21 protein-coding genes are annotated in these 25,497 nt (G+C 59.7%); 17 read left to right on the top strand and 4 right to left on the bottom strand.

Translation table 11 applies throughout. The features are described from left to right. The first annotated feature begins 1 nt into the window (after window position 1). From EKH79_RS08005 to EKH79_RS07945, 13 genes are all read left to right on the top strand, one after another. Window positions 2–1,318 carry an ABC transporter permease gene (locus EKH79_RS08005; RefSeq protein WP_126673842.1) on the top strand — a complete coding sequence of 439 codons (1,317 nt, stop codon included), beginning with the start codon at window positions 2–4 and terminating at the stop codon, window positions 1,316–1,318. A 10-nt stretch (window positions 1,319–1,328) separates the two neighbouring features. Continuing rightward, window positions 1,329–2,564, top strand: a complete 1,236-nt coding sequence (locus EKH79_RS08000; protein ID WP_126673279.1) for an ABC transporter permease — start codon at window positions 1,329–1,331, stop codon at window positions 2,562–2,564. A gap of 53 nt (window positions 2,565–2,617) precedes the next feature. Beyond that, entirely contained in the window at window positions 2,618–3,940 is a 1,323-nt protein-coding gene (locus tag EKH79_RS07995) for an ABC transporter permease (RefSeq protein WP_126673278.1), read from the top strand. A gap of 11 nt (window positions 3,941–3,951) precedes the next feature. Beyond that, entirely contained in the window at window positions 3,952–5,202 is a 1,251-nt protein-coding gene (locus EKH79_RS07990; protein WP_126673277.1) for an ABC transporter permease, read from the top strand. 47 nt (window positions 5,203–5,249) lie between these two features. Next, window positions 5,250–6,554 carry an ABC transporter permease gene (locus tag EKH79_RS07985; protein WP_126673276.1) on the top strand — a complete coding sequence of 435 codons (1,305 nt, stop codon included), beginning with the start codon at window positions 5,250–5,252 and terminating at the stop codon, window positions 6,552–6,554. 1 nt (window position 6,555) lies between these two features. Next, window positions 6,556–7,791, top strand: a complete 1,236-nt coding sequence (locus tag EKH79_RS07980) for an ABC transporter permease (RefSeq protein WP_126673275.1) — start codon at window positions 6,556–6,558, stop codon at window positions 7,789–7,791. Window positions 7,792–7,808: 17 nt separating this feature from the next. Beyond that, complete coding sequence (locus EKH79_RS07975) at window positions 7,809–9,134, top strand: ABC transporter permease (protein ID WP_126673274.1); 1,326 nt, start codon at window positions 7,809–7,811, stop codon at window positions 9,132–9,134. Between the two features lie 14 nt (window positions 9,135–9,148). Then, complete coding sequence (locus EKH79_RS07970) at window positions 9,149–10,363, top strand: ABC transporter permease (RefSeq protein ID WP_126673273.1); 1,215 nt, start codon at window positions 9,149–9,151, stop codon at window positions 10,361–10,363. A 153-nt stretch (window positions 10,364–10,516) separates the two neighbouring features. Further along, window positions 10,517–11,866, top strand: a complete 1,350-nt coding sequence (locus EKH79_RS07965) for a sigma-54-dependent transcriptional regulator (RefSeq protein WP_126673272.1) — start codon at window positions 10,517–10,519, stop codon at window positions 11,864–11,866. A gap of 124 nt (window positions 11,867–11,990) precedes the next feature. Further along, window positions 11,991–13,364 carry a sensor histidine kinase gene (locus tag EKH79_RS07960; protein WP_126673271.1) on the top strand — a complete coding sequence of 458 codons (1,374 nt, stop codon included), beginning with the start codon at window positions 11,991–11,993 and terminating at the stop codon, window positions 13,362–13,364. A gap of 54 nt (window positions 13,365–13,418) precedes the next feature. Continuing rightward, window positions 13,419–14,372, top strand: coding sequence for an SPFH domain-containing protein (locus EKH79_RS07955; RefSeq protein ID WP_126673270.1), 954 nt, complete (start codon window positions 13,419–13,421; stop codon window positions 14,370–14,372). Window positions 14,373–14,438: 66 nt separating this feature from the next. Beyond that, the gene (locus tag EKH79_RS07950; protein ID WP_126673269.1) at window positions 14,439–14,885 is read left to right on the top strand and encodes an NfeD family protein; all 447 of its coding nucleotides are present in this window, start codon (window positions 14,439–14,441) and stop codon (window positions 14,883–14,885) included. Between the two features lie 161 nt (window positions 14,886–15,046). After that, window positions 15,047–16,309 carry a threonine/serine exporter family protein gene (locus EKH79_RS07945; RefSeq protein WP_126673268.1) on the top strand — a complete coding sequence of 421 codons (1,263 nt, stop codon included), beginning with the start codon at window positions 15,047–15,049 and terminating at the stop codon, window positions 16,307–16,309. Between the two features lie 70 nt (window positions 16,310–16,379). Here the strand turns inward: EKH79_RS07945 and EKH79_RS07940 are convergent, their stop codons facing one another. The 3 genes from EKH79_RS07940 to EKH79_RS07930 all read right to left on the bottom strand — a co-directional run bounded on the left by EKH79_RS07940 (window position 16,380) and on the right by EKH79_RS07930 (window position 19,382). Then, window positions 16,380–16,703, bottom strand: coding sequence for an H-NS histone family protein (locus EKH79_RS07940; protein ID WP_126673267.1), 324 nt, complete (start codon window positions 16,701–16,703; stop codon window positions 16,380–16,382). 464 nt (window positions 16,704–17,167) lie between these two features. Continuing rightward, window positions 17,168–18,865, bottom strand: coding sequence for a proline--tRNA ligase (locus tag EKH79_RS07935; protein WP_126673266.1), 1,698 nt, complete (start codon window positions 18,863–18,865; stop codon window positions 17,168–17,170). Window positions 18,866–18,953: 88 nt separating this feature from the next. Beyond that, window positions 18,954–19,382 carry a DUF4124 domain-containing protein gene (locus EKH79_RS07930; protein ID WP_126673265.1) on the bottom strand — a complete coding sequence of 143 codons (429 nt, stop codon included), beginning with the start codon at window positions 19,380–19,382 and terminating at the stop codon, window positions 18,954–18,956. A 260-nt stretch (window positions 19,383–19,642) separates the two neighbouring features. Here EKH79_RS07930 and pssA point away from each other — a divergent pair, with 260 nt between their 5' ends. Genes pssA through rimI form a run of 3 tightly spaced genes read left to right on the top strand, consistent with a single transcriptional unit; the run spans window position 19,643 to window position 21,353 of the window. Continuing rightward, complete coding sequence (gene pssA, locus EKH79_RS07925; RefSeq protein ID WP_126673264.1) at window positions 19,643–20,416, top strand: CDP-diacylglycerol--serine O-phosphatidyltransferase; 774 nt, start codon at window positions 19,643–19,645, stop codon at window positions 20,414–20,416. After that, complete coding sequence (locus EKH79_RS07920) at window positions 20,413–20,883, top strand: DNA polymerase III subunit psi (RefSeq protein WP_126673263.1); 471 nt, start codon at window positions 20,413–20,415, stop codon at window positions 20,881–20,883. Before pssA ends, EKH79_RS07920 begins: the two co-directional genes overlap by 4 nt. Beyond that, the gene (gene rimI / locus EKH79_RS07915; RefSeq protein WP_126673262.1) at window positions 20,883–21,353 is read left to right on the top strand and encodes a ribosomal protein S18-alanine N-acetyltransferase; all 471 of its coding nucleotides are present in this window, start codon (window positions 20,883–20,885) and stop codon (window positions 21,351–21,353) included. Before EKH79_RS07920 ends, rimI begins: the two co-directional genes overlap by 1 nt. A gap of 163 nt (window positions 21,354–21,516) precedes the next feature. Here the strand turns inward: rimI and EKH79_RS07910 are convergent, their stop codons facing one another. Further along, the gene (locus tag EKH79_RS07910) at window positions 21,517–24,345 is read right to left on the bottom strand and encodes a valine--tRNA ligase (protein ID WP_126673261.1); all 2,829 of its coding nucleotides are present in this window, start codon (window positions 24,343–24,345) and stop codon (window positions 21,517–21,519) included. A 189-nt stretch (window positions 24,346–24,534) separates the two neighbouring features. On the opposite strand from EKH79_RS07910, the gene EKH79_RS07905 reads away from it, so the two are divergent. Continuing rightward, window positions 24,535–25,488 (top strand): hypothetical protein, encoded by a 954-nt coding sequence (locus EKH79_RS07905; RefSeq protein WP_126673260.1) that lies wholly within the window; start codon window positions 24,535–24,537, stop codon window positions 25,486–25,488. The last annotated feature ends 9 nt before the right edge of the window (window positions 25,489–25,497 follow it).

Below are 25,497 nucleotides of genomic sequence, written 5' to 3'. Positions count from 1 at the left end.
CATGTTCGTTTACTACCTGGGATTGGGGTGGCGCAGCTTGCGGCGCAACCCTGTGCTTACCGCATTGATGGTGATGGCCATTGCCTTTGGCGTGGCCGCTTCGATGATTACGTGGTCGGTGTTTCGTGTGGTCTCGGGCAATCCCATCCCGTGGAAATCCAGTCAGCTTTACAACGTGCAGATCGACAACCGTGGGCCGCAATACAACGAACCAGGCAACGAGCCGCCGGACGCGCTCAATTACACCGATGCTGTCGCACTGATGCAGGCGCACAAGGCGCCGCATCAGACCATGCTCTACGACATCGCACCTTCGGTACTTCCGCAAAACGCCAACGATTTACCGAGTACGACAACCGGCTACGCGACCACCGCGGATTTTTTCACCATGTTTGACGTGCCGTTCAAATACGGCTCGCCGTGGACGAATGCCGATGACGACGGTCATGCGGCGGTCGCGGTGATCAGTGACGCATTGAATCAGCGGCTGTTCGGCGGCGCGAACAGCGTCGGGCGCGATGTGACGCTGGATATGCACGCCTATCGCATCGTCGGCGTGACGGAGCATTGGGATCCGAAGCCTCGCTATTACGACGCCTACGACAACATGGAGTTCGCCAACCCGGCGCAGGTTTACATCAGCGTTAATCGCGCCGTCGACATCCATGTCGGCATGGCCGGGCGCAACAATTGCGGCGGTGCGCCGGCCCATTTCTCGAACGACGAGCAATGGTTGCATCGCGAGTGCGCATGGATTCCGTTCTGGGCCGAATTGCCGACGCAGGCCGACGCGGAACGCTATAAAGAATTTCTCACCGCCTATTCCGCCGAGCAGCAGCAAGCCGGCCGCTTCCAATGGGCGCCGAATGTGCGTTTGCGTAATGTGACCGAGTGGCTCGATCACGAAAAAGTGGTGCCTGCCGAGAGCCGCATTTCATTGTTCGTATCGATCGGTTTCTTCATCATCTGCCTGGTGAATACGATTGGCTTGCTGCTCGCCAAATTCATGCGGCGGTCGTCGGAGATAGGCGTGCGTCGTGCGCTCGGCGCGACGCGTCGCGAAGTCTACGCACAGTTTCTGATGGAAGCGGCCACCGTCGGTCTGGCGGGTGGCGTGCTGGGTCTGCTGTTGACGATCGTGGGCATGCAGGGGATTGGGCTGTTGTTCGAGCCCGACGTCGCACGTCTGGCGCATCTCGATATGTCGTTGTTGCTTACGACGCTCATCGTGGCGGTATTGGCGACGGTGATTGCCGCGTTTTATCCGACATGGCGCGCCGCGCAAGTGCAGCCGGCCTGGCAGCTGAAATCGAACTGAGGCGACGACGATGCAGATCAAACCCATACTCGCCGCGATGCGCCGCCATAAGGCAGGCACGATTCTGATTGGATTCCAGATCGCGCTGACGCTGGCGATCGTGTGCAACGCGCTATTCATCATTCACGAGCGCATTGCCCGCGTCAGTCGTCCGTCGGGCGTGAATGAGTCGAACCTTTTTGTCATCACGTCTGACTGGGCGGACAACTCGTCCAATGACAATATCGATGCACAAATCAAAGCCGATCTGACCGCGTTGCATCAGCTTGGCAGCGTGCAGGACGCCACGTCGCTCAACAGTTTTCCCCTGCATGGAACCGGTTGGGACAACTTCATTCGCATGACGCCCGATCAGATCCATATGACGACGGATGCGTCGGTCTTCCTGGCGGACGAACATACGCTGGGTACGCTGGGTGTGAAGCTGATTGCGGGCCGCAATTTCACGCCTGACGAAGTGCAATCGCTCACGATTCAAGACATGAAGGGATGGCCCGCGATCATCGTCAGCAAGGATCTGGCGAAAGTGCTGTTCCCGAATGGTGACGCGCTCGGCAAGCAGATCTACGCCAGCAATAACAATACGCCTTCGACCATTGTCGGCATCACGGACACACTGCAATCGCACATGATGGACAGCGACGATAATGCCTTTGCGTATAACGCAGTCCTGGTGCCGATGCGAGAAGTAGGTACAGGTTATGTGCACTACCTGATTCGGGCGCGGCCAGGACAACTGGAAGCAGCCATGCGCGATGTGCCAAAAGCTCTGATTGCGCAAAACCGCATGCGCATCTTCGATCCAGACGACGGTGAGATGACGTTTGCGCAAGTGCGTGCCAAGGCTTACGAGCGCGACTACGGCATGGCCATCTTGATGGGCATCGTCAGTGCCGTGCTGCTGGCGATTACCGCCGCCGGCATCGTGGGCCTCACCAGCTTCTGGGTAGGCCAGCGGCGCCGGCAGATCGGCATCCGGCGCGCGCTGGGTGCGACGCGCAACGACATTCTCAGCTACTTCATGACGGAGAACATGCTGATCGGTGTGGCTGGGGTCGTCGTGGGAACTTTGCTGGCTATCGGCATCAATCTGTGGATGGTGACGCATTACGACGTGGCGCGCCTGTCGGGCACGTACCTGCTTGTGGGCGCTGTCGTGCTGTTGTTGCTGGGGCAGGGCGCTGTGCTTGCACCGGCGTTGCGCGCGTCGCGTGTACCGCCGGTGGAAGCGACACGATCGGTTTGAATTAAGAAGAAATCCTCGCAAGAGGAACATCAATCAAAGGGCGGAGGTGCCCCATGTTGGGCTATTACATCGATCTGGCCGTACGCAGTCTCAAGCGGAGTCCAGGCTTGACCATGTTGATGGTGCTGGCCATCGGCTTCGGCGTGGCCGCGTCCATGACGACTTACTCGGTGTTTCGCGCCGTCTCGGGCGATCCGATCCCATGGAAATCATCGAAGCTGTTCGTGCCGCAGATCGATATCTGGGGGCCCAAGGCGCGCCAGGGCGGCACCGACACCGAGCCGCCGAATGCAATGGATTACAACGACGCCGTTGCGCTCATGCGTGCGCATCGCGCCAAGTATCAATCGGCGATGTATCACATATCGCCGTCGATCATTCCGCCCGATCGAAGCATGCATCCGATCAATGTCGGGGGTCACGCTGTCTATAGCGAATTCTTCCCGATGTTCGATGTGCCGTTCCAATACGGTAGCGGTTGGAGCGCCAGTGACGATACGCAAAGCGCAGCCGTTGTGGTGATCAGCAGCAAACTCAACCAGAAATTGTTTGGCGGCGTGAACAGCGTCGGCAAAACGCTCGACATCGAAGGCAAGGACTATCGCATTGTCGGCGTGCTCGACAACTGGGCGCCGAAGCCCGTTTTCTACGATGTGGTGAACACAGGCGGCTTCACGACCGATTTCGAGGACGTGTTCCTTCCGTTTCGGCGTGCTATCGATATGGGGATAGCTAACGATGGCAATACCAATTGCGACGAAATTCCGAAGGGAAGCGGGTTCGTTGGCCTGCAGCAATCGACCTGCATATGGATTGCCTACATGGTCGAGCTGGACGAAAAGGCCGATGTCGCCGCGTATAGAGATTACCTGGATGGTTATTTCCGCGAACAGAAAGAGGCGGGACGCTTCAGCTGGCCGGTGAACAATCGCTTGCGCGACGTGCCCGCATGGTTGAAAGACCAACATGTTGCGCCGAGCGATACACAGGTGTCGCTGGTGGTGGCACTCGGCTTGCTGATTGTCTGCCTGGTAAATACTGCCGGTTTGTTGCTGGCAAAGTTCCTGCGCCGCAGTTCGGAAATCGGCGTGCGCAGGGCGCTTGGTGCGCCGCGCAACGCGATCTATACGCAATTTCTGATCGAGGCCGGCATTGTCGGCGCGGCGGGCGGCCTGCTTGGCTTGATGCTGACATGGGTCGGGGTGAAGAGCGTGGCGTGGGTACTCCCGAAAGAGATCGCGACGCTCGCCCGTATGGATTTCAGTTTGTTGATCCTGACCCTGATCGTCGCCGTCATCGCGACGGTGCTAGCGGGCCTCTATCCCACCTGGCGAGCCTCGCGCGTTCAACCCGCGCTGCAGCTCAAATCGAATTGAGGAGTGATGCCATGTCCTTGCATCCCATGATTGCCGCGTTACGCAAACACAAATCAGGCGTTGTGCTGATCGCGATGCAGATCGCGCTCACGCTTGCCATCGTCTGCAACGCCGTTTTCATCATCTATTCGCGCGTTGAGAAAGTGAATCGCCCGACCGGCATGGATGAATCCAATCTCATTCTGGTGAGCCAGCAATGGGTCGGTGCGCCGAGCGGCGACGATCCGGCCAGCATCCAGAAGCTCGATGAGCTGCAGCGCGAAGATATCGAAGCCTTGCGTGCGATGCCGGATGTCGTCTCGGTTACACCCAGCAATTCATTGCCGTTGCTCGACAGCAGCTGGAACGGCTCTGTCGCGACGAAGCCGGGTTCGGATCTGATTAAAGGCGATGCACGCAGCACGTATTACTTTGGCGACGAAAACTTCCTGAAGACGCTGGGTCTGCAGCTGGTTGCCGGCCGCAACTTCACGGCGGGTGATGTCACCAATAAGGGGTTCCGCGATCCGGCCGAACCTTCCTTGGTGATGGTGACCAAAGAACTTGCCGATAAGTTATTTCCGCAAGGTGCTGTCGGCAAGGCGATGTACCTCGATGGCGGCACCAAGCCGACCACGATTGTCGGGGTGGTCGCGCGCTTGCAGGTTCCCAGCAATGGCACATGGGCGAGCACTTTCGTGTGGAATTCGACGATCGAACCGCTTCGCCTTAACGCCAATTATTCCCGTTACGCCGTACGCACCAAGCCTGGACGGATGGATGCGGTGATGCATGCCATACCCGGCGCGCTGTACGGGGTCAATCCCATGCGTGTGCTCGACGATGACAGCGTGAAGTCCTTTGGGGCGATCCGCGCCGATGCGTATCGCGCCGACATCGGTATGGCAGCGCTGATGGGTGTTGTGTGCCTGATTTTGCTGGCCGTCACTGCGGCGGGCATCGTTGGTCTGACCAGTTTCTGGGTGGGGCAGCGTCATCGGCAGATCGGTGTGCGTCGTGCGCTAGGTGCACGCAAGATCGATATCCGGCATTACTTCCAGCTCGAAAATCTGTTGATTGCCGGTGGCGGTGCAGTGGTTGGCATTGCGCTGGCCATCGGCTTGAATCGCGCGCTGATCCAGTACTTCGAGATGACGACCATGCCTTTCTGGTACGTGTTGGTCGGTTTGGCCACGGTGTTGGTACTAGGTCAGTTGGCGGTTTTGGTGCCGGCCATGCGTGCAGCCAACGTGCCGCCCGTCGTGGCAACACGCACGGTGTGATGCTCGGTTGAATCGCTAACTCAGGGTCATCGGATTAGGAGTGTCTGATGTTTGGCTATTACCTCGATCTCGCATTTCGTGGGCTCAGGCGCAATCGCATGCTCACCGCGTTGATGGTGCTGGCCATTGCGTTGGGTATTGGCGCGAGCATGACAACACTCACGGTGCTTCACGTGCTCTCCGGCGATCCACTGCCGGGGCGCAGCGCATCGATTTATTACCCGCAAGTCGATCCCCAAGATATCAGCAAGTACGTTCCCGGCGCGGAGCCGCCGGAGCAGGTAGCGTGGATCGACGGCATGAACCTGTTGAATGCGAAGCGCGCAACGCGGCAGGCATTGATGACCGGCGGCATGGTGCCACTGCAGCCAACGCAGTCGAGCATCGATCCCTTCCGGGCCATGGCGTTGTTTACGACGAAAGATTTCTTTCCGATGTTCGGCTTGCCGTTCAAGTACGGCAATGCATGGGGCGATGCGGAGGATGCTGGCAAAGCACACATCGTCGTTATCAGCTCTGACTTGAACGATAAATTATTTGGCGGCAAGAACAGCGTGGGCGGAACGTTGCGCTTGCAAGGAGCGGATTTTCGCATCATCGGCGTGCTGGGCGATTGGCATCCGAATCCGCATTTCTACGACCCCTATATGGGTAACTACGCCAGCGACGAAGATATTTTTGTTCCCTTGACCACATCGCGCGCCACGCACATGGGACACGAGGGTTCGGTCGATTGCTGGGGCAACGGCAACGGCGGCCCAGAAGATCTGGAGCGGTCGCAATGCGTATGGCTGCAGTTCTGGGTTCAACTGGATGATGCCGCGAGCGTCAGCGAATATCAGGCATTTCTCGTGCACTATTCGGAAGAACAGCACGCATTGGGTCGATTCACGCGGGCGCCGAATGTCCGCTTGCGTTCGATGATGCAATGGCTGGCCTTCCAGAAAGTCGTTCCTAGCGATGCGCGTCTTCAAACGTGGCTGGCTCTGGGCTTTCTGGTGGTGTGCCTCATCAATACCGTGGGTCTGATGCTGGCGAAATTCATGCGTCGCGCGAATGAGCTGGGCGTGCGTCGCGCACTTGGGGCATCCCGCCGCGCTTTGTTTGCACAGTTATTGATCGAAGCGGGCACCATCGGTTTCGCTGGCGGTGCTCTCGGGCTTTTGCTGTCTCTGTTCGGGTTGTGGTGCGTACGACAGCAGCCGGCGGAGTACGCCCCGCTTGCCCACATGGATACGCCCATGCTGCTGGCGACCTTTGCGTTGGCTATCGGTGCAAGCCTGGTGGCGGGCGTGCTTCCAGCGTGGCGTGCCTGCCACATTCCTCCCGCACTGCAATTGAAGGCGAATTGATATGGATATTCGTCCCATACTGATGACTTTGCGGCGCCACAAATTCACGGCATGCCTGCTTATTCTCGAGATCGCTTTGACATGCGCGATCATTTGCAACGCCATCTTTCTGATTGACCAGCGTCTTGAAAACATGCGCGTCGTCAGCGGTGTCGCAGAACAGGAACTGGTGTACGTGAAGACCGCTTACATCGGCAATCGCCCTGACGCGCCCGCGCGTGCGGCGGCGGATATTGCTGCGCTGGAAGGCATATCCGGCGTCAAGGCTGCGGCGCTGATCGACCAGATCCCGTTCGACTATGGTTCCGACAACGCAGGCCTGCGCTTAACGCTGAGCCAGCGGGAGGACAGTCTCAGTGCGGCCATGTATCACGGCGAAAATTTGTTGCGTGTATTGGGTGCGCAGATAGTCGAGGGACGCGACTTTCGACCCGAAGAATATGTGCCGATGAGCAAAGTTGTTGAGGCACTGGATAAAGGCGAGCTAGGCAACCAGCCTAACCCAGCCATCGTTTCACGCGCTGTAGCGGATCGTCTGTGGCCAGGACAGGAGGCGCTTGGCAAGCAGGTCTATATAGGCCAGGACGTCCCTCTCACCGTTGTGGGCGTGGTGGGGACCTTGGTGAGGCCCAGTGAAATGCAGATGGCAAAAGGCGCTCAATACAGCGTTGTGTTGCCCATCCAGGAGGGTTCGGCCGAAGGCTCGGTGTATGTGCTGCGTACCGCGCCGAAAGATCGGGACGAGGTGCTCAAAGCGGCCGTCGCAAAACTGATGGCGCTCGATCCCAACCGCATCGTGCTGGAGAAGGGCACCATGGAGCAGCATCGGCGCGATTTCTTCCAGAATGATCGTGCAATGGCCAGCATCCTTGTCGGCGTTTGCATCGCCATGCTCATCATCACTGCATTGGGAATCGTCGGACTTGCGAGTTTCTGGGTGTCGCAGCGAAATCACAGCATTGGTGTGCGGCGTGCGCTCGGTGCAACGCGCAGCAATATCCTCAGCTATTTTCAGACTGAAAATTTCCTGCTCACCACGATGGGGATCGTGGTCGGCATGGTGCTGGCGTACGGCATCAACCTTTTTCTGATTGTGCATTACGAGTTGCCGCGTTTGCCGGTGATGTATCTGCCGGTTGGCGCAGCGCTGCTTTGGCTGATCGGCCAGTGTGCCGTGCTTGGCCCGGCGATGCGCGCTGCCGCCGTGCCGCCGGTCGTCGCAACGCGTTCGGTGTGAGTCCATAGGGGGGCCATATGTTTGGGTATTACATCGATCTGGCCATGCGCAGCCTCAAGCACAACAAAATGCTGACGGCGTTGATGGTGCTGGCGATCGCGGTGGGTATCGGTGCCAGCATGACCACGCTCACGGTCATGCATCTGCTTTCGGGCGATCCGATGCCTGGCAAGAGTGCCACGCTGTTCTATCCGCAGGTCGATACCGATCCAACCAACGAAAGCAATCACGCCCAGCCACCCGATGTGATGGATTACCGCTCGGCGATGGATCTGTGGAGCAGTCGTCGCGCAGACCGCCAGGCACTGATCGTGGACAGTCAGCTCAAGGTGCGTGCGCCGGGTGTGGATTTACCGCCATTGATGGAAACGATGCTGTCGACGACGGCCGATTTCTTTCCGATGTTCGATGTGCCATTCCAATACGGCGGCGGGTGGAGCGCGGAGGACGACGCCAGGCATGCGCGTGTGGCGGTGATCTCGGCGGACCTTAACGACAAGTTGTTCGCGGGTCAGAATAGCGTGGGCCGCACCTTACGTTTGCGCGATAGCGATGTGCGCATCATCGGTGTACTTAAACCGTGGCGGCCGTCGCCATTGTTCTATGCGGTGGCGGGCGGTCGTTTCAGCGGTGGCGATACGTCCAGCTTCTACGGCAAGCCGGAGGACGTCATGGCGCCGTTCTTTAGCGGGCTGGAAATCAACGATGGTCATTTCTACCAGTTCAACTGTTGGGGCATTCCAACGACGCCGGGGCACCTTGAAGCGGCGCCGTGCAATTGGGTGCAGCTGTGGGTGCAGCTCGGCGATGCTGGAAAGGTCGCAAGCTATCGGCGCTTTGTAGACGATTACGCGGCACAACAGAAAGCCTTGGGCCGCTTCACGCATGCCGACAACACCCGCATGCGCGGCTTGATGCAATGGCTGGATTTCAACGGCGTGGTGCCCAGCGATGTGCGGCTCCAGACATGGCTGGCATTCGCCTTTCTCGCCATTTGCCTGTTCAACACGGTGGGTCTTTTGCTCGCGAAATTTCTGCGCCGCAGCGGCGAAATCGGTGTGCGCCGCGCGCTTGGCGCCACGCGTGGTGCGGTGTTCGCTCAGTGCCTGGTCGAGGCGGGGTTGATTGGCGTGCTCGGTGGCGTTGGCGGTTGGTTGCTCACGATGATCGGGCTGTGGGTGGTGCGTCGTCAGCCGGCCGCCTACGCGGATATGGCCCATCTGGATCTCACGATGTTACTCACGACGTTCTTGCTCGCCCTCGTGGTCAGCTTGATCGCCGGTGCACTGCCTGCCTTGCGCGCGAGCCGCATTCCTCCGGCGCTGCAATTGAAGACACTTTAAAGGGCGCCGTCATCATGCAGATCCGACCGATTCTCGCTGCGCTACGCCACCATCGCCTGGCGACCTTGTTGATTGCGCTGGAAATCGCGCTTGCGTGTGCCGTGCTGTGCAACGCCTGTTTCCTGATTGCCAACCGGATTGGCAATATGCGCATCGTTAGCGGGGTAGACGAAAACTCGTTGGCTTTGGTCGTCGTTACTGGTTTTGAGGACACTCAGGGGCCGGACGTCAATGCGCGCATCATTGCCGGATTGCACGGCATCGCTGGCGTGCAGTCGGTCAGTGTTATCAACACCGTTCCATTCGGGCAGCAGGTCGATTCGGCCGGGATCAACAAGGATCGTGCGGGTCAAATCCAGGGCGGTCAGATCGACTTCTATCAGGGCGGACCCGGTACTGTGCAGGCGCTGGGTATGAAGCTTGTCGAAGGCGTGTGGCCACAAGCGGCTGACTATCTGCCACTGCATGATTATTTTGCCGATGATTCGAGCACGGTAATAAGCAAAGCACTCGCGGCGCACTTGTGGCCGGGAGCCGATCCTCTAGGCAAGGAATTCTGGTGCGATAGATTCCATTTCCGCGTCATAGGCGTAGTCGATCATTTGGCGATCGCGCAACCCGGAAGCCGGGGCACGAATACGGCGGAATGGTCGGCGTTTGTGCCAACCATGCCGGGACGTTTCCTCAACGGTACCTATCTGGTGCGCGCCGACCCGAGCGACATACCACGCATCGTGCGTGATGCGCCTGCCGTCATCGCGAAGGTGGCGCCGGATGTCGTGTTCGATCACGCCAACAGCAACACCGTCAGCGATCTGCGCCACAATTATTTCGAACGCGACCGCGCCATGGTTGGCATGCTGTTAGGGGTGATCCTTGCATTGATGCTGGTCACTGCGCTGGGCATCGTCGGCCTGGCCAGCTTCTGGGTGCAGCAGCGGCGCCGGCAGATCGGTATTCGTCGCGCGGTGGGCGCAACGCGTGGCGATATCCTGCGTTACTTTCTCACCGAGAATTTCCTCATCGTCACGGGAGGCATTTTGCTCGGCATCGTGTTTGCGTTGGCGCTCAATCTTGTGCTGGTGACGCAATACGAAGTGCCACGCTTGCCGCTCTATTACCTTCCCGTTGCTGCCGTGGTGTTGTGGACGCTGGGCCAGCTCGCGGTACTCGCGCCCGCGTTGCGCGCTGCGGCCGTGCCACCGGTGGTGGCGACAAGGACGGTTTGACGGCGAGGGCAGCACGACCATACGCCCCGAGGCTGTACCCTGTCGTCGCGACACGATCACTGCGCTGCGGACAACTTTTCATATACGTAGGCAAATGGTCATGGCAACCTTTCGGGCAGGAGCTGCATCCATGTCTGCATGTGTAGGAAACGAATGCGTACCGTACTGATCATTGACGACAACCCCGCCGTGGGCGAAGCGCTGTCGCTTCTGCTCTCGTTGCATGACGTGCGGCCGCTTGTGGCGCTGACGCCCGAGGATGGCCTGGCGATGCTGGAGCGGGAAGCGGTGGATGTCGTGATTCAGGACATGAATTTCACGGCCGACACGACCTCGGGCGAAGAGGGCGTGGAGCTGTTCCGTGCCCTGCGCGAGCGCCACACGGACCTTCCGGTGATCCTGCTGACCGCCTGGACGCACCTGGAGACCGCGGTAGAGCTGGTGAAGGCAGGGGCCGCCGATTACCTGGCCAAACCCTGGGACGATGCCAAGCTGCTGCAGACGGTGGAGAACCTGCTGGAGCTGTCCGAATCCACCCGCGAGGTGAACCGCACGCGGCAGGAGCGCCGCAAGCGGCGCGAGGCCTTGCAGCGCAAATACGATCTGGACGGCCTGGTGTTTGCCTCCGAAGCCATGGCGCGGACGCTGGATCTGGCCTGTCAGGTGGCGCGTTCGGATGTGCCTGTGCTGATCACCGGGCCTAACGGCGCCGGCAAGGAGCGCATCGCGGCGATCGTGCACGCCAATTCGGCGGTCCGGAATGGCGCGTTTATCGCGGTCAATTGCGGCGCGTTGCCGGGCGAATTGATCGAAGCCGAACTATTCGGTGCCGAGGCTGGCGCCTATACGGGTGCCAACAAGGCGCGCGAAGGACGCTTTGAACTTGCCGATGGGGGCACCTTGTTCCTCGACGAAATCGGCAACCTGCCGTTGCCGGGTCAGATGAAGCTGTTGCGCGTGCTGGAGACCGGACAATTCGAGCGTCTGGGCTCGGGCCGTACGCGCAAGGTGAAAGTGCGCGTATTGAGCGCGACCAATGCGGACCTGAAGGCGATGATTCGCGCCGGCACGTTCCGCGAAGATTTGTATTACCGGCTCAACGTCATCGACGTGAATCTTCCGCCCTTGTCCGAGCGCATCGACGACATCATGCCGCTGGCCGAGCATTTCCTGGCTGGCCGTGCGGAGCTCAGCGAGGCAGCGCGCGAGGCCTTGCTGACCTACCCATGGCCCGGCAATGTGCGTGAGCTGAAGAACGCGATCGAGCGAGCCTCCTTACTGGCCAACAACACGCCTATCACGCCCGAACAGCTCAATTTGCCGCAGCATTCGGTTACGGCGGCGGCTGTACGCAATCTCGACGAGCCCAGCCGTGAGGTGGTTGAAGCGGCGCTCAATAAGGCCGATGGTGTTGTGAGCCGCGCAGCGCAGTCCCTCGGTTTGTCTCGACAGGCGCTTTACCGGCGCATGGAGCGTTACGGGCTCGCAACGCAGCAGGCGTGAATCGGACCCGTTGCGGGCCATGATCTTCCGGCAGTGGTACATCCACGCATGGGTGTTGTAGAACGGGTGCATTCCCAGGGAGATCTTCCATGCAGCACCGCTCTAGCGTGAATGGGGACGAACGATGCGGTTGAGGTCGCTGGAAGGGCGTCTGGCTGTCTTGCTTGCGTTTGCCGCGCTGATGGGCGCGCTGGTTTATATCGGCGTGACGAGCTGGCCTTTACCGCAGACGTTGAAGTGGCTGCACACCGCGCTCACTTTGGACATCCCCCCGCCGACTCAAGCAGGCGGCATCATCATCTGCGCGATCATCCTGCTGCCGTTGTGCTGGTGGCTGGGGCATATCGTGATGGAGCCCGTCAAACGCCTGCTGCGTGCATTGGAAAGCGCGGTAGCGAGTTATCGCGATGGCGATTTCAGTATTTCCATCGCCTTGAATCGCCGCGACGAGTTGGGTGACCTGATCCGTGTGCACAACGAGTTGGGCCAGACCCTCCGCGAGCAGCGTCAGAATCTCGCGCAGCGTGAATTGCTGCTCGATACCGTCGTGCAGAACACGCCCGTTGCATTGGTGTTGACGGATAGCAGCGGACGTGTGGCGTACGCGAATATCGCGGCACGGCACCTGTTCAACGAAGGCCGCAGTCTCAACGGTCTGCATTTCGGCACGTTGATCGAGAACTCTCCCGAAGCGTTGCGCAAGGCCACGGAAGGGACCGAGGACGCGCTTTTCAGTGTGGAAATGGACGGTAGCGAAGAAACCTTCCATCTCTCGCAACGGGCATTCCGTCTGCAGGGAAGGCCGCATCGCCTGCAACTGTTCCGCCGCATGACGCGCGAGCTTTCGAGGCAGGAAGTGGCGGCGTGGAAGCGTGTGATACGTGTGGTCAGCCACGAATTGAACAATTCGCTCGCGCCGATTTCTTCGCTTGCGCATTCCGGTGCCGAGCTTGCGCGTCGCGGCGATGTGCAGCGTTTGCCGGGCGTATTCGCAACCATTGGCGAACGCGCTCGCCATCTGCACGGCTTTATCGACGGTTACGCACGATTTGCGAAACTTCCTGCGCCTCGTCCGGTGGCGATTGAATGGCAACCCTTTCTCGATGGACTGGCGCTGCATTGCCGCTTCCAGCTCAGCGGTGAGATTCCGCCACAGCCAGGCTGGTTCGATCCGGTGCAGATCGAACAGGTATTGATCAACCTGATCAAGAACGCGCACGAGTCGGGTAGTGCGCCGGAAGGCGTGACGTTGGCCTTGCACCCGGTCGGCCATGAACTGCGTATCGAAGTGGGCGATCGCGGACCCGGCATGAGCGAGGCGGTACTGGCGCAGGCGCTGTTGCCGTTCTATTCCACCAAGCGTTCCGGCACCGGCCTTGGCCTGGCCTTGGCGCGCGAGATCAGCGAAGCCCACGGCGGCCGCATTGCACTCGCCAACCGGGAAGACGGCGGCCTGCGCGTTACGCTGGCGTTACCTCTGACAGCCACCTCTGCGTAACCGGTAACGCAACGAAGCTGGCCTATACTCGCCTTATCAAAAGGAGGAGTTGCCATGGGAAGTATCGTTGCATTAGTCATTATCGTGCTCGTGTTCGTCGTGCTGGCCAAGCTGGTGCGTGTCGTTCCGCAGGGTTACGAATGGACTGTTGAACGCTTCGGCAAATACATCCGCACGCTGTCGCCCGGCCTGCATTTTCTTATTCCCGTGATGTACGGCATCGGTCGCAAGATGAACATGATGGAACAGGTGCTGGACGTGCCGAGCCAAGACGTGATCACCAAGGACAACGCGGTCGTGCGCGTCGACGGTGTGGTGTTTTATCAGGTATTGGACGCCGCCAAAGCAGCCTATGAAGTGGCGAATCTGCAGCAGGCTGCACTCGCGTTGGTGATGACCAATATTCGTACTGTGTTGGGTTCGATGGATCTGGATGAATCGTTGAGCCAGCGCGATGCGATCAACGCAAAACTGTTGAAAGTGGTCGACGAAGCCACGCATCCGTGGGGTGTGAAGGTCAATCGCATCGAGATCAAGGACATTGCGCCGCCGCGCGACCTGATCGATTCGATGGCGCGGCAGATGAAAGCCGAGCGTGAAAAGCGAGCGAATATTCTCGAAGCGGAGGGCTTCCGTCAGGCGGCGATCCTCAAGGCCGAAGGCGAGAAACAGTCTGTCATCCTGGCGGCCGAGGGTGAGAAAGAGGCGGCGTTCCGTGCTGCCGAGGCGCGTGAGCGTTCGGCCGAGGCGGAAGCCAAGGCAACGTCGATGGTGTCCGAGGCGATCGCCAACGGCAACGTCAATGCGCTCAATTACTTCATCGCCAACAAGTACGTCGAAGCGTTGAAGGAAATGGCCAACTCGCCCAATCAAAAGATGCTGCTGCTGCCGATGGAGGCGACGGGCATTCTCGGTTCGCTGGCGGGCATTGCCGAGCTGGCGAAGGAATCATTGGGACAGCAGCAAGAAAAGATTGCCGCGCGCCGTACGCCGCCGACCATCAGCTGATATCTCAGGCGTGGCGAGTGGAACTCCGCTCGCCACGCCTGCGTTGAACCGGTAAGGGAGTCGACCATGTTCGCTAGCATTGCTGCGCATTACATCTGGTGGATCGTCGCGCTGGTGTTGATTGCCATCGAGGTGATCATGCCCGGCTACTTCATGCTGTGGATCGGTATCGGTGCTGCGGTAACGGGTGTGCTGGTGTTTATCGTGCCGGGTCTGTCGATGCTGATTCAATCCATCCTTTTCGCGGTACTCGCGTTCGCATCGTGCGCGGCCTATTGGTATGGGCTGCGCCCAACGCTGCACCGCAATGAGCCCGGTGACGTAAAACTGAATCGCCGCGCTGAGCAGCTGATCGGCAACCGTTACGTGTTGATCGAAGCCATCGTCAACGGGCGAGGTACGGCGTGCGTCGGGGACGGCCAATGGCTGGTGAGCGGGCCCGATTTGCCGCTGGGTAGTACGGTCGAAGTGGTGGCTGTGGAAGGCACAACCTTGAAGGTAAGGCCGGCTTGAGTGGTGTATCCGGTAAGCGAGGAGCGTGGCGTCGTTACGTGGTGCCGAGCCCATCGCATACCCAAGTGGCGCGCTTCAGGTAAGAATGGCGCCATGCCTGCCCATGACATCCTCTATTCACTGTCGTACTCCGCCGTCACCTGTCGAAGGGTGGATGGCGCATGAGCGTTCAGTTTGCGACTACATCCATCAACACGCGTATCGCGTTTCTGGTGGAACTGGCAACACGCCTGCATAAATACGGCGCATCGTCGCCGCGCCTGGAGATGGCCATTTCCGGCTCGGCGCATCGCATTGGCCTGAGCGCGGAGGTGTGGTCCAGCCCCACCGCCATCATCATTTCCTTTGCCGATCTTGCGCAAGGCGATGAGGGCCGTGTGGCGAGTGCTACGCAAGTCATTCGTTTGCTTCCCGGCGATGTGAATCTCGACAAGCTGTGCCGTGCCGACGAGATTGCCGACCGCGTCATCGCCGGTGAGCTGGATTTGCGCGAAGGTTTCCGTCTGTTGCGCGCGCTGGAGATTCCCGATACGCGCCAACAGAAGGCTGCGGTGATCGGCAGTTACGGTTTGTCGGCGGCGGCCATCGATGCATTGTTTCTGCATACGTCGTTGGCGGATCTGTTTGTGGCGGCGGCGGTCGGGTTGATCATCGGCACCATTACAATACTGTCGGCCACGCGGCCACGATTGGCGGTCGCCAGCGACGCCATTTGCGCGATGGTGGCGACGCTCGTGGCGATTATCGTCAGCGCATTCGTTGTGCCGCTGGCGATCAAATCCGTCGTGCTTGCGGGGCTGATTGTGCTGGTGCCCGGCATGTCGTTGACGACAGCGGTGCGCGAGATTTCCAGTCAGCATCTGGTCTCCGGCATGGCGCGCATGGGTGGTGCCATGGCGACACTGCTCAAGCTGACATTCGGTACGGTTGCCGCCACGCAGATTTGCGCGGTGTTGCATATCGAACCGCGCGATTTCGAACTGCCTGCGCTGCCGGGATGGGTGGATTATCCGGCGCTATTGGTAGCTGCGATTGCTTTTGCGATTTTGTTCCGCGCGGCGAAAAGGGACTGGCCGGTGGTGATTCTGGCCGTCATCGTCGGTTATGTCACAACGCGCCTGGGCGGCGAGATTTCCGTCAATTTGCCCGGCGCGCCATTCGGTGTGTTTCTGGGTGGTTTTTTGCTCAGCGCATTAGCCAATCTTTATGCGCGTTATGTCGGCCGGCCGGGTGCGGTCGTACGCGAACCGGGCATTTTGTTGCTGGTGCCGGGCAGCGTGGGATTTCGTAGTGTGTCTTATCTGCTCGATCGCAATGCGTCGCTTGGTTTCGATACCGGAATATTGCTGGTGACGCTGCTTATATCGCTGGTGGCGGGATTATTGTTTGGCGAATTGACGATTGCCCCGCGCCGTTCGCTATGACCGTGCAACGTGATCAATAAAAAACGCCGGCACGAGCCGGCGTTTTTTTCCGAGCAGTTGCTGCAAGAAATCAGATCGCCAGATCCTTTTCTTTCTTGCCGGCTTTCAGTGCGTCATTGAACCAGCGCGGGCGCTTGCCGCGGCCGGACCATGTCTGTTCCGGATCGGCCGGATTGCGGTATTTCGGCGCCACGGAACCGGTGCCACGGCGTTTGCCAACACGCGGCGTGCCGAAGACATCTTCGAAGGTATAACCCTCGGACTTGATCAAAGCGTGCACTTTCTCGCGCAGCTTGATGACTTTTTCCTTGCGAAGTTCGTTCTGGCGAAGCTGGGCTTTGCTGATCAGGTCATTGAGCTGAGTGTGGTTGAGGTTTTTGATATCAATGGCCATAAGAGCGACTCCGGTAAAAAGGTGTAAATGGGCTTGCCGGGCTTGTGCATTTAGTTGTAAATGCCCGGAAGTACTCTCGATTTTCCCCTAGATATTGCGGAATTGCAAAGCAATATCGATGAGATAATGAATATTCGATTTGTACGAATCATCCTATTTGCGTATTGCAGGCTTGTTAATCGTTTGGGCGTGAATAAGGTAATGGGCGATTATTTTTATTCGCGAAGAAAACGCAGGCTACTGCGGAATCTTAGCTGCTTGGAATTTGCTCCCTCCCCTGCATACAGGGGAGGGCCGGGGTGGGGTTGTCCGAGCTTGCCGCGAGGTTGAAGGCTTCACCCCGCCCCAACCCTCCCCTACTGCACGTAGGGGAGGGGCGGCTTGCGAGTTACTGAGCTTTGATGCTGATGAGATTAAAAAAGCCGCCATGCGGCGGCTTTTTCTGTGATGAGCGAAATCCGAGCTCAGCCCAGCAATTCGAACAACTCATCGCGCGTGATGGCACTGCTTTCAGCGGCATCGCGCCGGCGATATTCCAGCGTGCCTGCAGCCAGTCCGCGTTCGCTGACGACAACACGATGCGGAATGCCGATCAATTCCATGTCGGCAAACATGGCGCCGGGGCGCAGGCCACGATCGTCCCACACCGTATCGATGCCGCGTGCGGTGAGTTCGTTGTAGAGCGATTCGGCAGCGGCATTCACTTCCGGAGCGTTCTTCGGATTGATCACGCACACCGCCACACGCCACGGCGCCATGGTTTCGGGCCAGATGATGCCGGCATCGTCATGGCATTGTTCGATGGCGGCGGCGGCGATGCGGCTGATGCCGACGCCGTAACAACCCATCAGCATGACCTGCTTCTTGCCCTGGTCATCCAGAACGGTCGCGTCAAGTGCTTCGGCGTATTTCTTGCCGAGCTGGAAGATGTGGCCGACCTCGATACCGCGTGCGATGTGCAAGGTGCCGTGGCCATCGGGCGAAGGATCGCCTTCCACGACCTGGCGAATATCTTCGATGCGTGTGATGCGCGCGTCGCGTTCCCAATTGGCGCCGGTGTAATGGGTGTCGTTGGCGTTGCCGCCGCAGACGAAATCGGCGAGTGCCGCGGCGCTGCGATCGACGATGACGGGAATCGAATCGGGCAACGCCACCGGACCGATGAAGCCGGGACGCGCACCGATGGCGGCAATAATCTCTTCTTCGCTCGCCAGCACGGATTCGTCGGGCAACTCGGGCAGCTTGTTGGCCTTGACCTCGTTGATGTCGTGATCGCCGCGCAGGCACAGCGCAACGAGGCCTTCCTTGCCGCGCACGAGCACGGTCTTCAGCACGCGGTCGGGCGTGATGCCGAAATGCGCAACCACATCGTCGACGGTGCGCACGCGCGGCGTATCCATGCGCTGCAACGTTGCACTCGGGGCAGGGCGGCTGATGGCAGGCGCCAATGCTTCGGCTTTTTCGATGTTGGCGGCGTATTCCGAACCATCCGAGAACGCGATGGCGTCTTCGCCCGAATGGGCCAGCACCTGGAATTCGTGACTGGCGTTGCCACCAATGGCGCCCGTGTCCGCCTGCACGGCGCGGAACTTCAGGCCCAGGCGCGTAAACATGCGCGAATACGCCTGATACATCACCTCATACGTTTCGCTCAGCGATTCCTGGTTGAGATGGAACGAATAGGCGTCCTTCATCAGGAATTCGCGCGAGCGCATCACACCGAAGCGTGGACGGATCTCATCGCGGAACTTGGTCTGGATCTGATAGAAATTGACCGGCAGCTGCTTGTAGCTTTTAAGCTCGTTGCGCGCGAAATCGGTGACCACTTCCTCGTGCGTGGGGCCGTAGCAGAATTCCTGCTCCTTGCGGTCCTTGATCTTCAGCAGCTCGCTGCCGAAGCGTTGCCAGCGGCCGGTTTCTTCCCACAGCTCGCGCGGCTGCACGGAGGGCATCAGCATTTCGATGGCGCCGGCGCGGTTCATTTCCTCGCGCACGACTTTTTCCACGTTGCGCAGCACGCGCAGGCCCAGCGGCGACCAGGTGTAGATACCCGAGGCGAGCTTGCGGATCATGCCGGCGCGAAGCATCAGCTTGTGGCTGGTGAGTTCGGCGTCGGCAGGGACTTCCTTGACGGTGGCCAGGTGGAATTGGCTAAGGCGCATGTGCGGCGAATCCAGGGGTAAAGCGCCGATTATAGCGGGCCGCCCGCCGTTCCCTCTTCCCTTCGCGGAAGAGGGCGCGAAAAGGTGCTTATTGCGCGCAGTACAGTTGGTATTGAGACTGGCTGGCGTCCAGTTGCTGCTTGCGCTGATCGGGGTTCAGCAGTGTTTGTTGACCGTTCTGTTGTTCCACGACCGGGGCCGAGCCCGTAAGGGCGTCGATGCTTCCCTTGAGCTGGGTGCATAGCTTGGCCCGGTTTTGGGGCGTATCGGTCATGAGCTGCGGCTGGCTGCCGCTGTCGGTCGGAACGTTAGGTGCGTTTACGGGCAAAGCGGTCGATGACGCTGCGGCGGCTTCCGAGTCGGACGCGGCGATGTTCACCTGGCTGTATTTAGTACCGGCCGGCGGCGGGCTCTCGGAGAAATGAGTGGTGCCCTTGGCGTCGACCCACTTGTAGACCTGAGCAGAGGCAATCGGCGCGACCAGCAGAAGCGCAAGGGCAAACGAGAGGCGACGCATGGGCAGACTCCGGGGCGGGTGTATAGGCGGTGCACTAGTTAACAGCTGGCGTCGTCAGGACTCAAGCGCCGAAGGTACCGGAATCGTGAGAACGTGCTTTTCTGCACGTTCTGCTTGCGTCCCGTTTGGGTAAATGCGCTAAAGCGGCACGTGGACAAACAGGGAGTTGAAGCGGTTTGTGCCCGCCAGGGCGCACCCGATCCGGGGAGGCGATTCGCAGCACCCTGCTACACTGACGGCATCACGTTTCGGATTGATACATGAGCGACATCACGCCAGTCCGGCCGCCGCGGCACCCCGGTATTTATCTCCTGCCGAACCTGTTTACGACGGGCGCCATGTTCGCCGGCTTCTACGCCATCGTCGTCAGCATCGATGGCCGTTTTACGGATGCCGCCATTGCGGTGTTTGTGGCTGCCCTGCTGGATGGCATGGACGGCCGCGTCGCGCGTTTGACCAATACCCAGAGCGAATTCGGGGTGCAGTACGACTCGTTGTCGGACCTGGTGAGTTTCGGCCTGGCACCGTCGCTGGTGATGTACAACTGGTCGCTGTCGAACCTGCGCGAGTACGGTGCCACGTGGGGCAGGATCGGCTGGGCGGCGGCGTTTATCTACGCCGTGTGCGCAGCGCTGCGTCTGGCGCGCTTCAACACCCAGGTCAAGGTCATCGACAAACGTTATTTTCAGGGGTTGGCCAGTCCGGCCGCTGCGGCAGTGTGCATGTCTTTCGTCTGGAGTATGGATAAGTTCGGAGTGTCCGGCGTCACGCTCGACAAGTTCACGCCGTTCATGGCGGTAATCGTCGGCTTGCTGATGGTTAGTAATTTCCGCTACTACAGTTTCAAATCCCTGCCGATGGGGCGCGTGCCGTTTCTATGGATTCTTATCGCGGTGCTGGTTCTGGTGCCGTTCTTTGTGGATCCGCCACGCGTGTTGCTGGTGGTATTTACCTTGTATCTGCTATCCGGACCGGTGGTGACGCTGTGGGGTTTGGCTATGCATCGCAAACGTCCGCGGCGTAGCGTGGCATGAACGCACTCGTCGCCAGTCCTGCGCACCGCTCGCGCGTGCTTCGCGCGCTGGGCGTGGTGTCGTGGCGGCGGCGTGCGACGGCGGTGGTTGAACCCATCGCACAACCGGTAACGATGGAGCTGCCGTCCAGCACCAGCGTGGTAGTCGTGCTACCGCATGGGTGTGCAGTGCGTGAGCTAGATCTGCTTGGGCGTGCGCTGTGCGCTTTCGGGCCGAGTCTCGCCCGCGCGGCACGCATCGAAGTGACCGATGCGATGCAGGTACCACACGCTCAGGCGTATCTCGTGTTCGGAGAGCCTCAGGCGCACGCGCTGGGGCGTGCCTTGCCGGCCGACGTCATGCGCGATGCGCATATCGTCCTCGCCGATGCACCCAATGAACTGCTTTCTCAAGCCGCTTCCAAGCGCCGTCTGTGGCATGCGTTGCGTAGCATGCGTCGCGCGCTGGGAGCTTCCGGGGCGTCCTGATGGTTGCCGTGGCGCGTCCCTCGCTGGAGATGCGCGCTATGCGGCGCGAGGACTTGCCGCGCGTCAGCGAACTTGAAAACGGTTCCTATGATTTTCCCTGGACGTTAGGCATCTTCGGCGACTGCCTGCGCGCGGGACACCCCTCGTGGGTGCTATGCATGGATGGCAAGATCATCGGTTACGGCATTTTGTCAGTGGGTGCCGGTGAGGCGCATGTTCTCAACGTTTGCATCGATCCGCTGCAGCGCGGGCAAGGTTTCGGCCGCCATCTGATGAAGCGGTTGCTTGATATCGCACGATGGAACGGCGCCGAACGCGTGTTTCTGGAAGTCCGGCCGTCGAATCCGAATGCGCAGACGTTGTATGAATCGATGGGGTTTCGCGAAATCGGACGGCGTCCGCGTTACTACCCGGCGCACAACGGGCGCGAAGATGCCATTGTGATGGCGTTGGAGTTTGATGTTCCTTGATGCCCGTCATTCCGGCGTAGGCCGGAATCCAGTGGCGAAAGCGCTCCATATTCTTCCGAATTTTTCAGCTCATCCGTTACTGGATTCCGGCCTACGCCGGAATGACGAGCAAAAAAAGCCCGCGTCCGTGAGGAACGCGGGCTTTTTTCTTTTCCGGAAGCGATCAACCGAGCTTTTGCATCTGCTCTCGCAGCGCCGTGGCCTGTGTACCCCAGTCGGCAATCCGCTGTCTCTCCTGCGCCACCACCTCAGCCGGCGCATTAGCGACGAAGTTCGCATTGCCCAGCTTGTTCTCGCATTTCTTGATCTCACCTTCGATGCGTGCGATTTCTTTCGCGAGACGCGTCTTTTCGGCACTCAGATCAATCAGTCCGGCGAGCGGAATCAATACGCGCATCGAACCGACCACGGCTGCCGCGGCAGCTGGTTCGTCAGCACCGGATGCAATCCACTGCGGCGCGTCCACACGTGCGAGGAAGCTGATCTGCGCAGCGAACTTCGCGGCTCGTGCGCGATCGGTCGCGTCACCATCGGCAAGCAATAACGGAATCGTCTTGCCCGGTGCGATATTCATTTCTGCACGAATGCGGCGAATGCCGCTCAGTACGTTCTTGAACCACTCGATTTCAGCCGTGGCGGCTTCATCGGCAGGCATATCGCTGGCGTTGGGCCATGAGCGCTGCAAAATGCCGTCGGCCTTGATGCCGAGTTTCGGCGCCACCGATTGCCAAATTTCTTCCGTGATGAACGGCACGATCGGATGCAGCGCGCGCAAGACAGTTTCCAACACCACGACCAGCGTGTGGCGCGTGGACGCGGCAGCAGCGGCATCATCGCCGTTCAACGCAGGCTTGGACAATTCGAGGAACCAGTCGCAGAACTCGTTCCAGGTGAACTCGTAAAGCGCTTGCGCAAGCAAGTCGAAGCGATACGTGATGAAATGCTGTTCGACTTCGCCCAGCGTTTGCTTCAGGCGTGTGAGAATCCAGCGTTCTGCTTCCGTCGCCGGCGCACCGGATGGCGCGGGCAATTCGCCTTCCGGAAGATTCATCAACACAAAGCGCGCCGCGTTCCACAACTTGTTGCAGAACGCCTTGTAGCCTTCGGCACGCTTGATGTCGAAGTTGATGGTGCGGCTGTAGCTTGCCAGCGCAGCGAAGGTGAAACGCAGCGCGTCGGTACCAATGGCGGGAATGCCGCTCGGGTAATCCTTGCGGATGCGTTTTTCGACTTTCTCGCGCACCTGCGGAATCAGCAGCGACTTGATGGATTTTTCCACCAGCGGTTCCAGTTCGATACCGTCGATCAGGTCCAGCGGGTCCAGCGTGTTGCCCTTGGACTTGGACATCTTCTGGCCTTCCGCATCACGCACGATGGCGTTGATGTACACCTCACGGAACGGCACCTTGCCCGTGAAGTATTTGGTCGCCATCACCATGCGCGCGACCCAGAAGAAGATGATGTCGAAGCCGGTGACGAGCACTGCGCTCGGCAGGAATATCTTGTCGGCTTCCCAGTTTGCGACCACGTCGCCGCGCTCGTTCTTCACCGGACCGTTGGCGGGCCAGCCGAGCGTGGAGAAAGGCCACAGCGCTGAGCTGAACCATGTGTCCAGCACGTCTTCGTCCTGCTTCAGTGCGCCGACCGGTGCGGTGGTCGCGTGCTTACGTGCGTCGGCTTCGTCTTCGCCGACGAAGATGTTGCCCGCTTCGTCGTACCACGCAGGAATGCGGTGGCCCCACCACAGCTGGCGGCTGATGCACCAGTCCTGGATGTTGTCCAACCACTGCGTGTACGTCGTCGTCCAGTTTTCCGGCACGAACTTGACCTCGCCCGAACGCACAGCGTCGAGCGCCGGTTCGGTGATCGCCTTGCGGCCGCCGGGACGGCCATCTTTCTGCTTGTCGCTGGTGAGATCGACGAACCATTGATCGGTGAGCATCGGTTCGATCACAGCATCGGAACGCTGACTCACCGGAACCTGCAATTTGTGCGGCCTGGTTTCGACGAGCAGACCAGCCGCTTCGAGATCAGCGAGCACGACTTTGCGTGCCTCGTAGCGATCCATGCCCTGATATTTCGCGGGCGCGTTCGCGTTGACCTTCGCGTCGAGCGTGAAGATCTCAATCGGCGTCAGCTTGTGACGCTGGCCGATGGCGTAGTCGTTGAAGTCGTGCGCAGGCGTGATTTTCACGCAGCCGGTGCCGAATTCCTTGTCGACGTAGTCGTCGGCGATCACCGGAATCTGCCGGCCGGTAAGCGGCAACGTCAGCATCTTGCCGATCAGCTTCTGGTAACGCTCATCGTCCGGATGCACGGCCACTGCCACGTCGCCCAGCATCGTTTCCGGACGCGTGGTGGCGACGACAACGCTTTCGTCGCTGCCGGTGACTGGATAGCGAATCGACCACATGTGGCCGTCGCGCTCGACGTTATTCACCTCAAGATCGGACACTGCCGTACCCAGCACAGGGTCCCAGTTCACCAGGCGATTGCCGCGATAGATCAAACCGGCGCGATACCAATCGACGAACACCTTGCGCACAGCAGCTGACAGACCTTCGTCCATCGTGAAGCGTTCGCGCGACCAGTCCGCCGCGACGCCAAGGCGGCGCATCTGATTGGTGATGGTGGAGCCGGATTCGTCCTTCCACTGCCACACACGTTCGACGAAGGGTTCGCGGCCAAGGTCATGGCGGGTTTTGCTTTCCACCGCGAGCTGATTTTCGACGATCTTCTGCGTGGCGATGCCCGCATGATCGGTACCGACCTGCCACAGCGTGTTCATGCCGCGCATGCGCTGGTAGCGGATCAGCATGTCCATTACGGTCTGCTGGAACGCATGGCCCATGTGCAGGGTGCCGGTAACGTTCGGCGGCGGCAGTAGGATGCAGTACGGCTCGCCATGGCCGGACGGGCGGAATACGTCGCTGGCTTCCCAGCGGGCATACCACTTCGACTCGATCGGGCGGGGCTCGAAACTCTTTTCCATCGGGGACTCGCGTTTGCGCGCCGGGTCCGGCACGCGTGGGTAGGCGTAAAGCATCCATTGTAAAGGGCCGGAGCTGGCCTGCCAAAACGCGGGCAAACTGGCCCGGTGGGGCGTCAGCGGGGCGCCGGTCTGCTTCCGTTATAGTGCCCAGCTGGTTTGACGACTCTCGCACAGGGCGACCGCTCACGCATGGAAATCAGGAACGAAGTCGATATCGCGACCGCCGGTCTGCCCGTGCCAGCCACGGTGACGCCGCGTCCCAGGGTGGTCGTGTGCATGACCAACCATGAGCGGCCCGATTGCGCGCGAATCAACCAGGAGATCATCAAGCTCAACTATGCCGCGCCATGGCCGATCGTCCATGCGTGTTCCGACCCGACGTATGAACCGCACATGGAAGACGTGCTGGTTCGTTGCCAGCCGCGCACCATCATCTATGGTGCGCTGAATCTATTGCAGCAGTCGTGTCGCGCGGCGGTGGAGATCTACAACCCGCAGTATCTGCTGCATATCGAAGCCGACACCTGGGTGTTCAACCAGGAGATCATCACGCGCTATATCGATCTGCTGGATCGTCATCCGGAGGCGCATCTTGCTGCATCGACATGGAGCACCGATCAACGCCCGCAGTGGCGTCGGTTGCATCATCCGTTTGCAAAAGTGAAGCTGGGCTTGGCATCGATCGCCAGCGCTGTGGGCAACGATTTTTACGTCAAGCGCAAGCACACCTTGTCGACGCAGTTTTTTATCGCACGCAACGATCCGCGCTTTTTCACGATGCTCGATGCGGTTCAGCCGACGATCGACAACACGCTCGAGTACGATTTTTATCAGGGTTTCGTCAAAGAATTCGACAAACGCGGGATCATCCACATCAAGGAACGCGAGCCGGTGCATCCGGACAATCGTCACTGGTGTCCCGCACTGACGTTGCATGCGCAGCACTGGCCCGAACAACTTCCGCGTCCGGCAGATGTTCCTGCCGATGGCCGGCCGCATCCGGGCGTATCCGGTCAGTACGATATTCCTGGCAAGAAAGAAGTGCTCGCCGCGCACGGGTTCAAGCACGTTGGGCCGGCCATGCGTCAATTGCTTGATGCATCTGACACCAGTTACTACAACCCTAAAGCGAAGCGGTACTGAGCGCGCACA

This window comes from Dyella dinghuensis, assembly GCF_003977615.1.
GTDB classification, from domain to species: domain Bacteria; phylum Pseudomonadota; class Gammaproteobacteria; order Xanthomonadales; family Rhodanobacteraceae; genus Dyella_B; species Dyella_B dinghuensis.
This window is presented reverse-complemented; position numbering and strand designations above follow the sequence as displayed.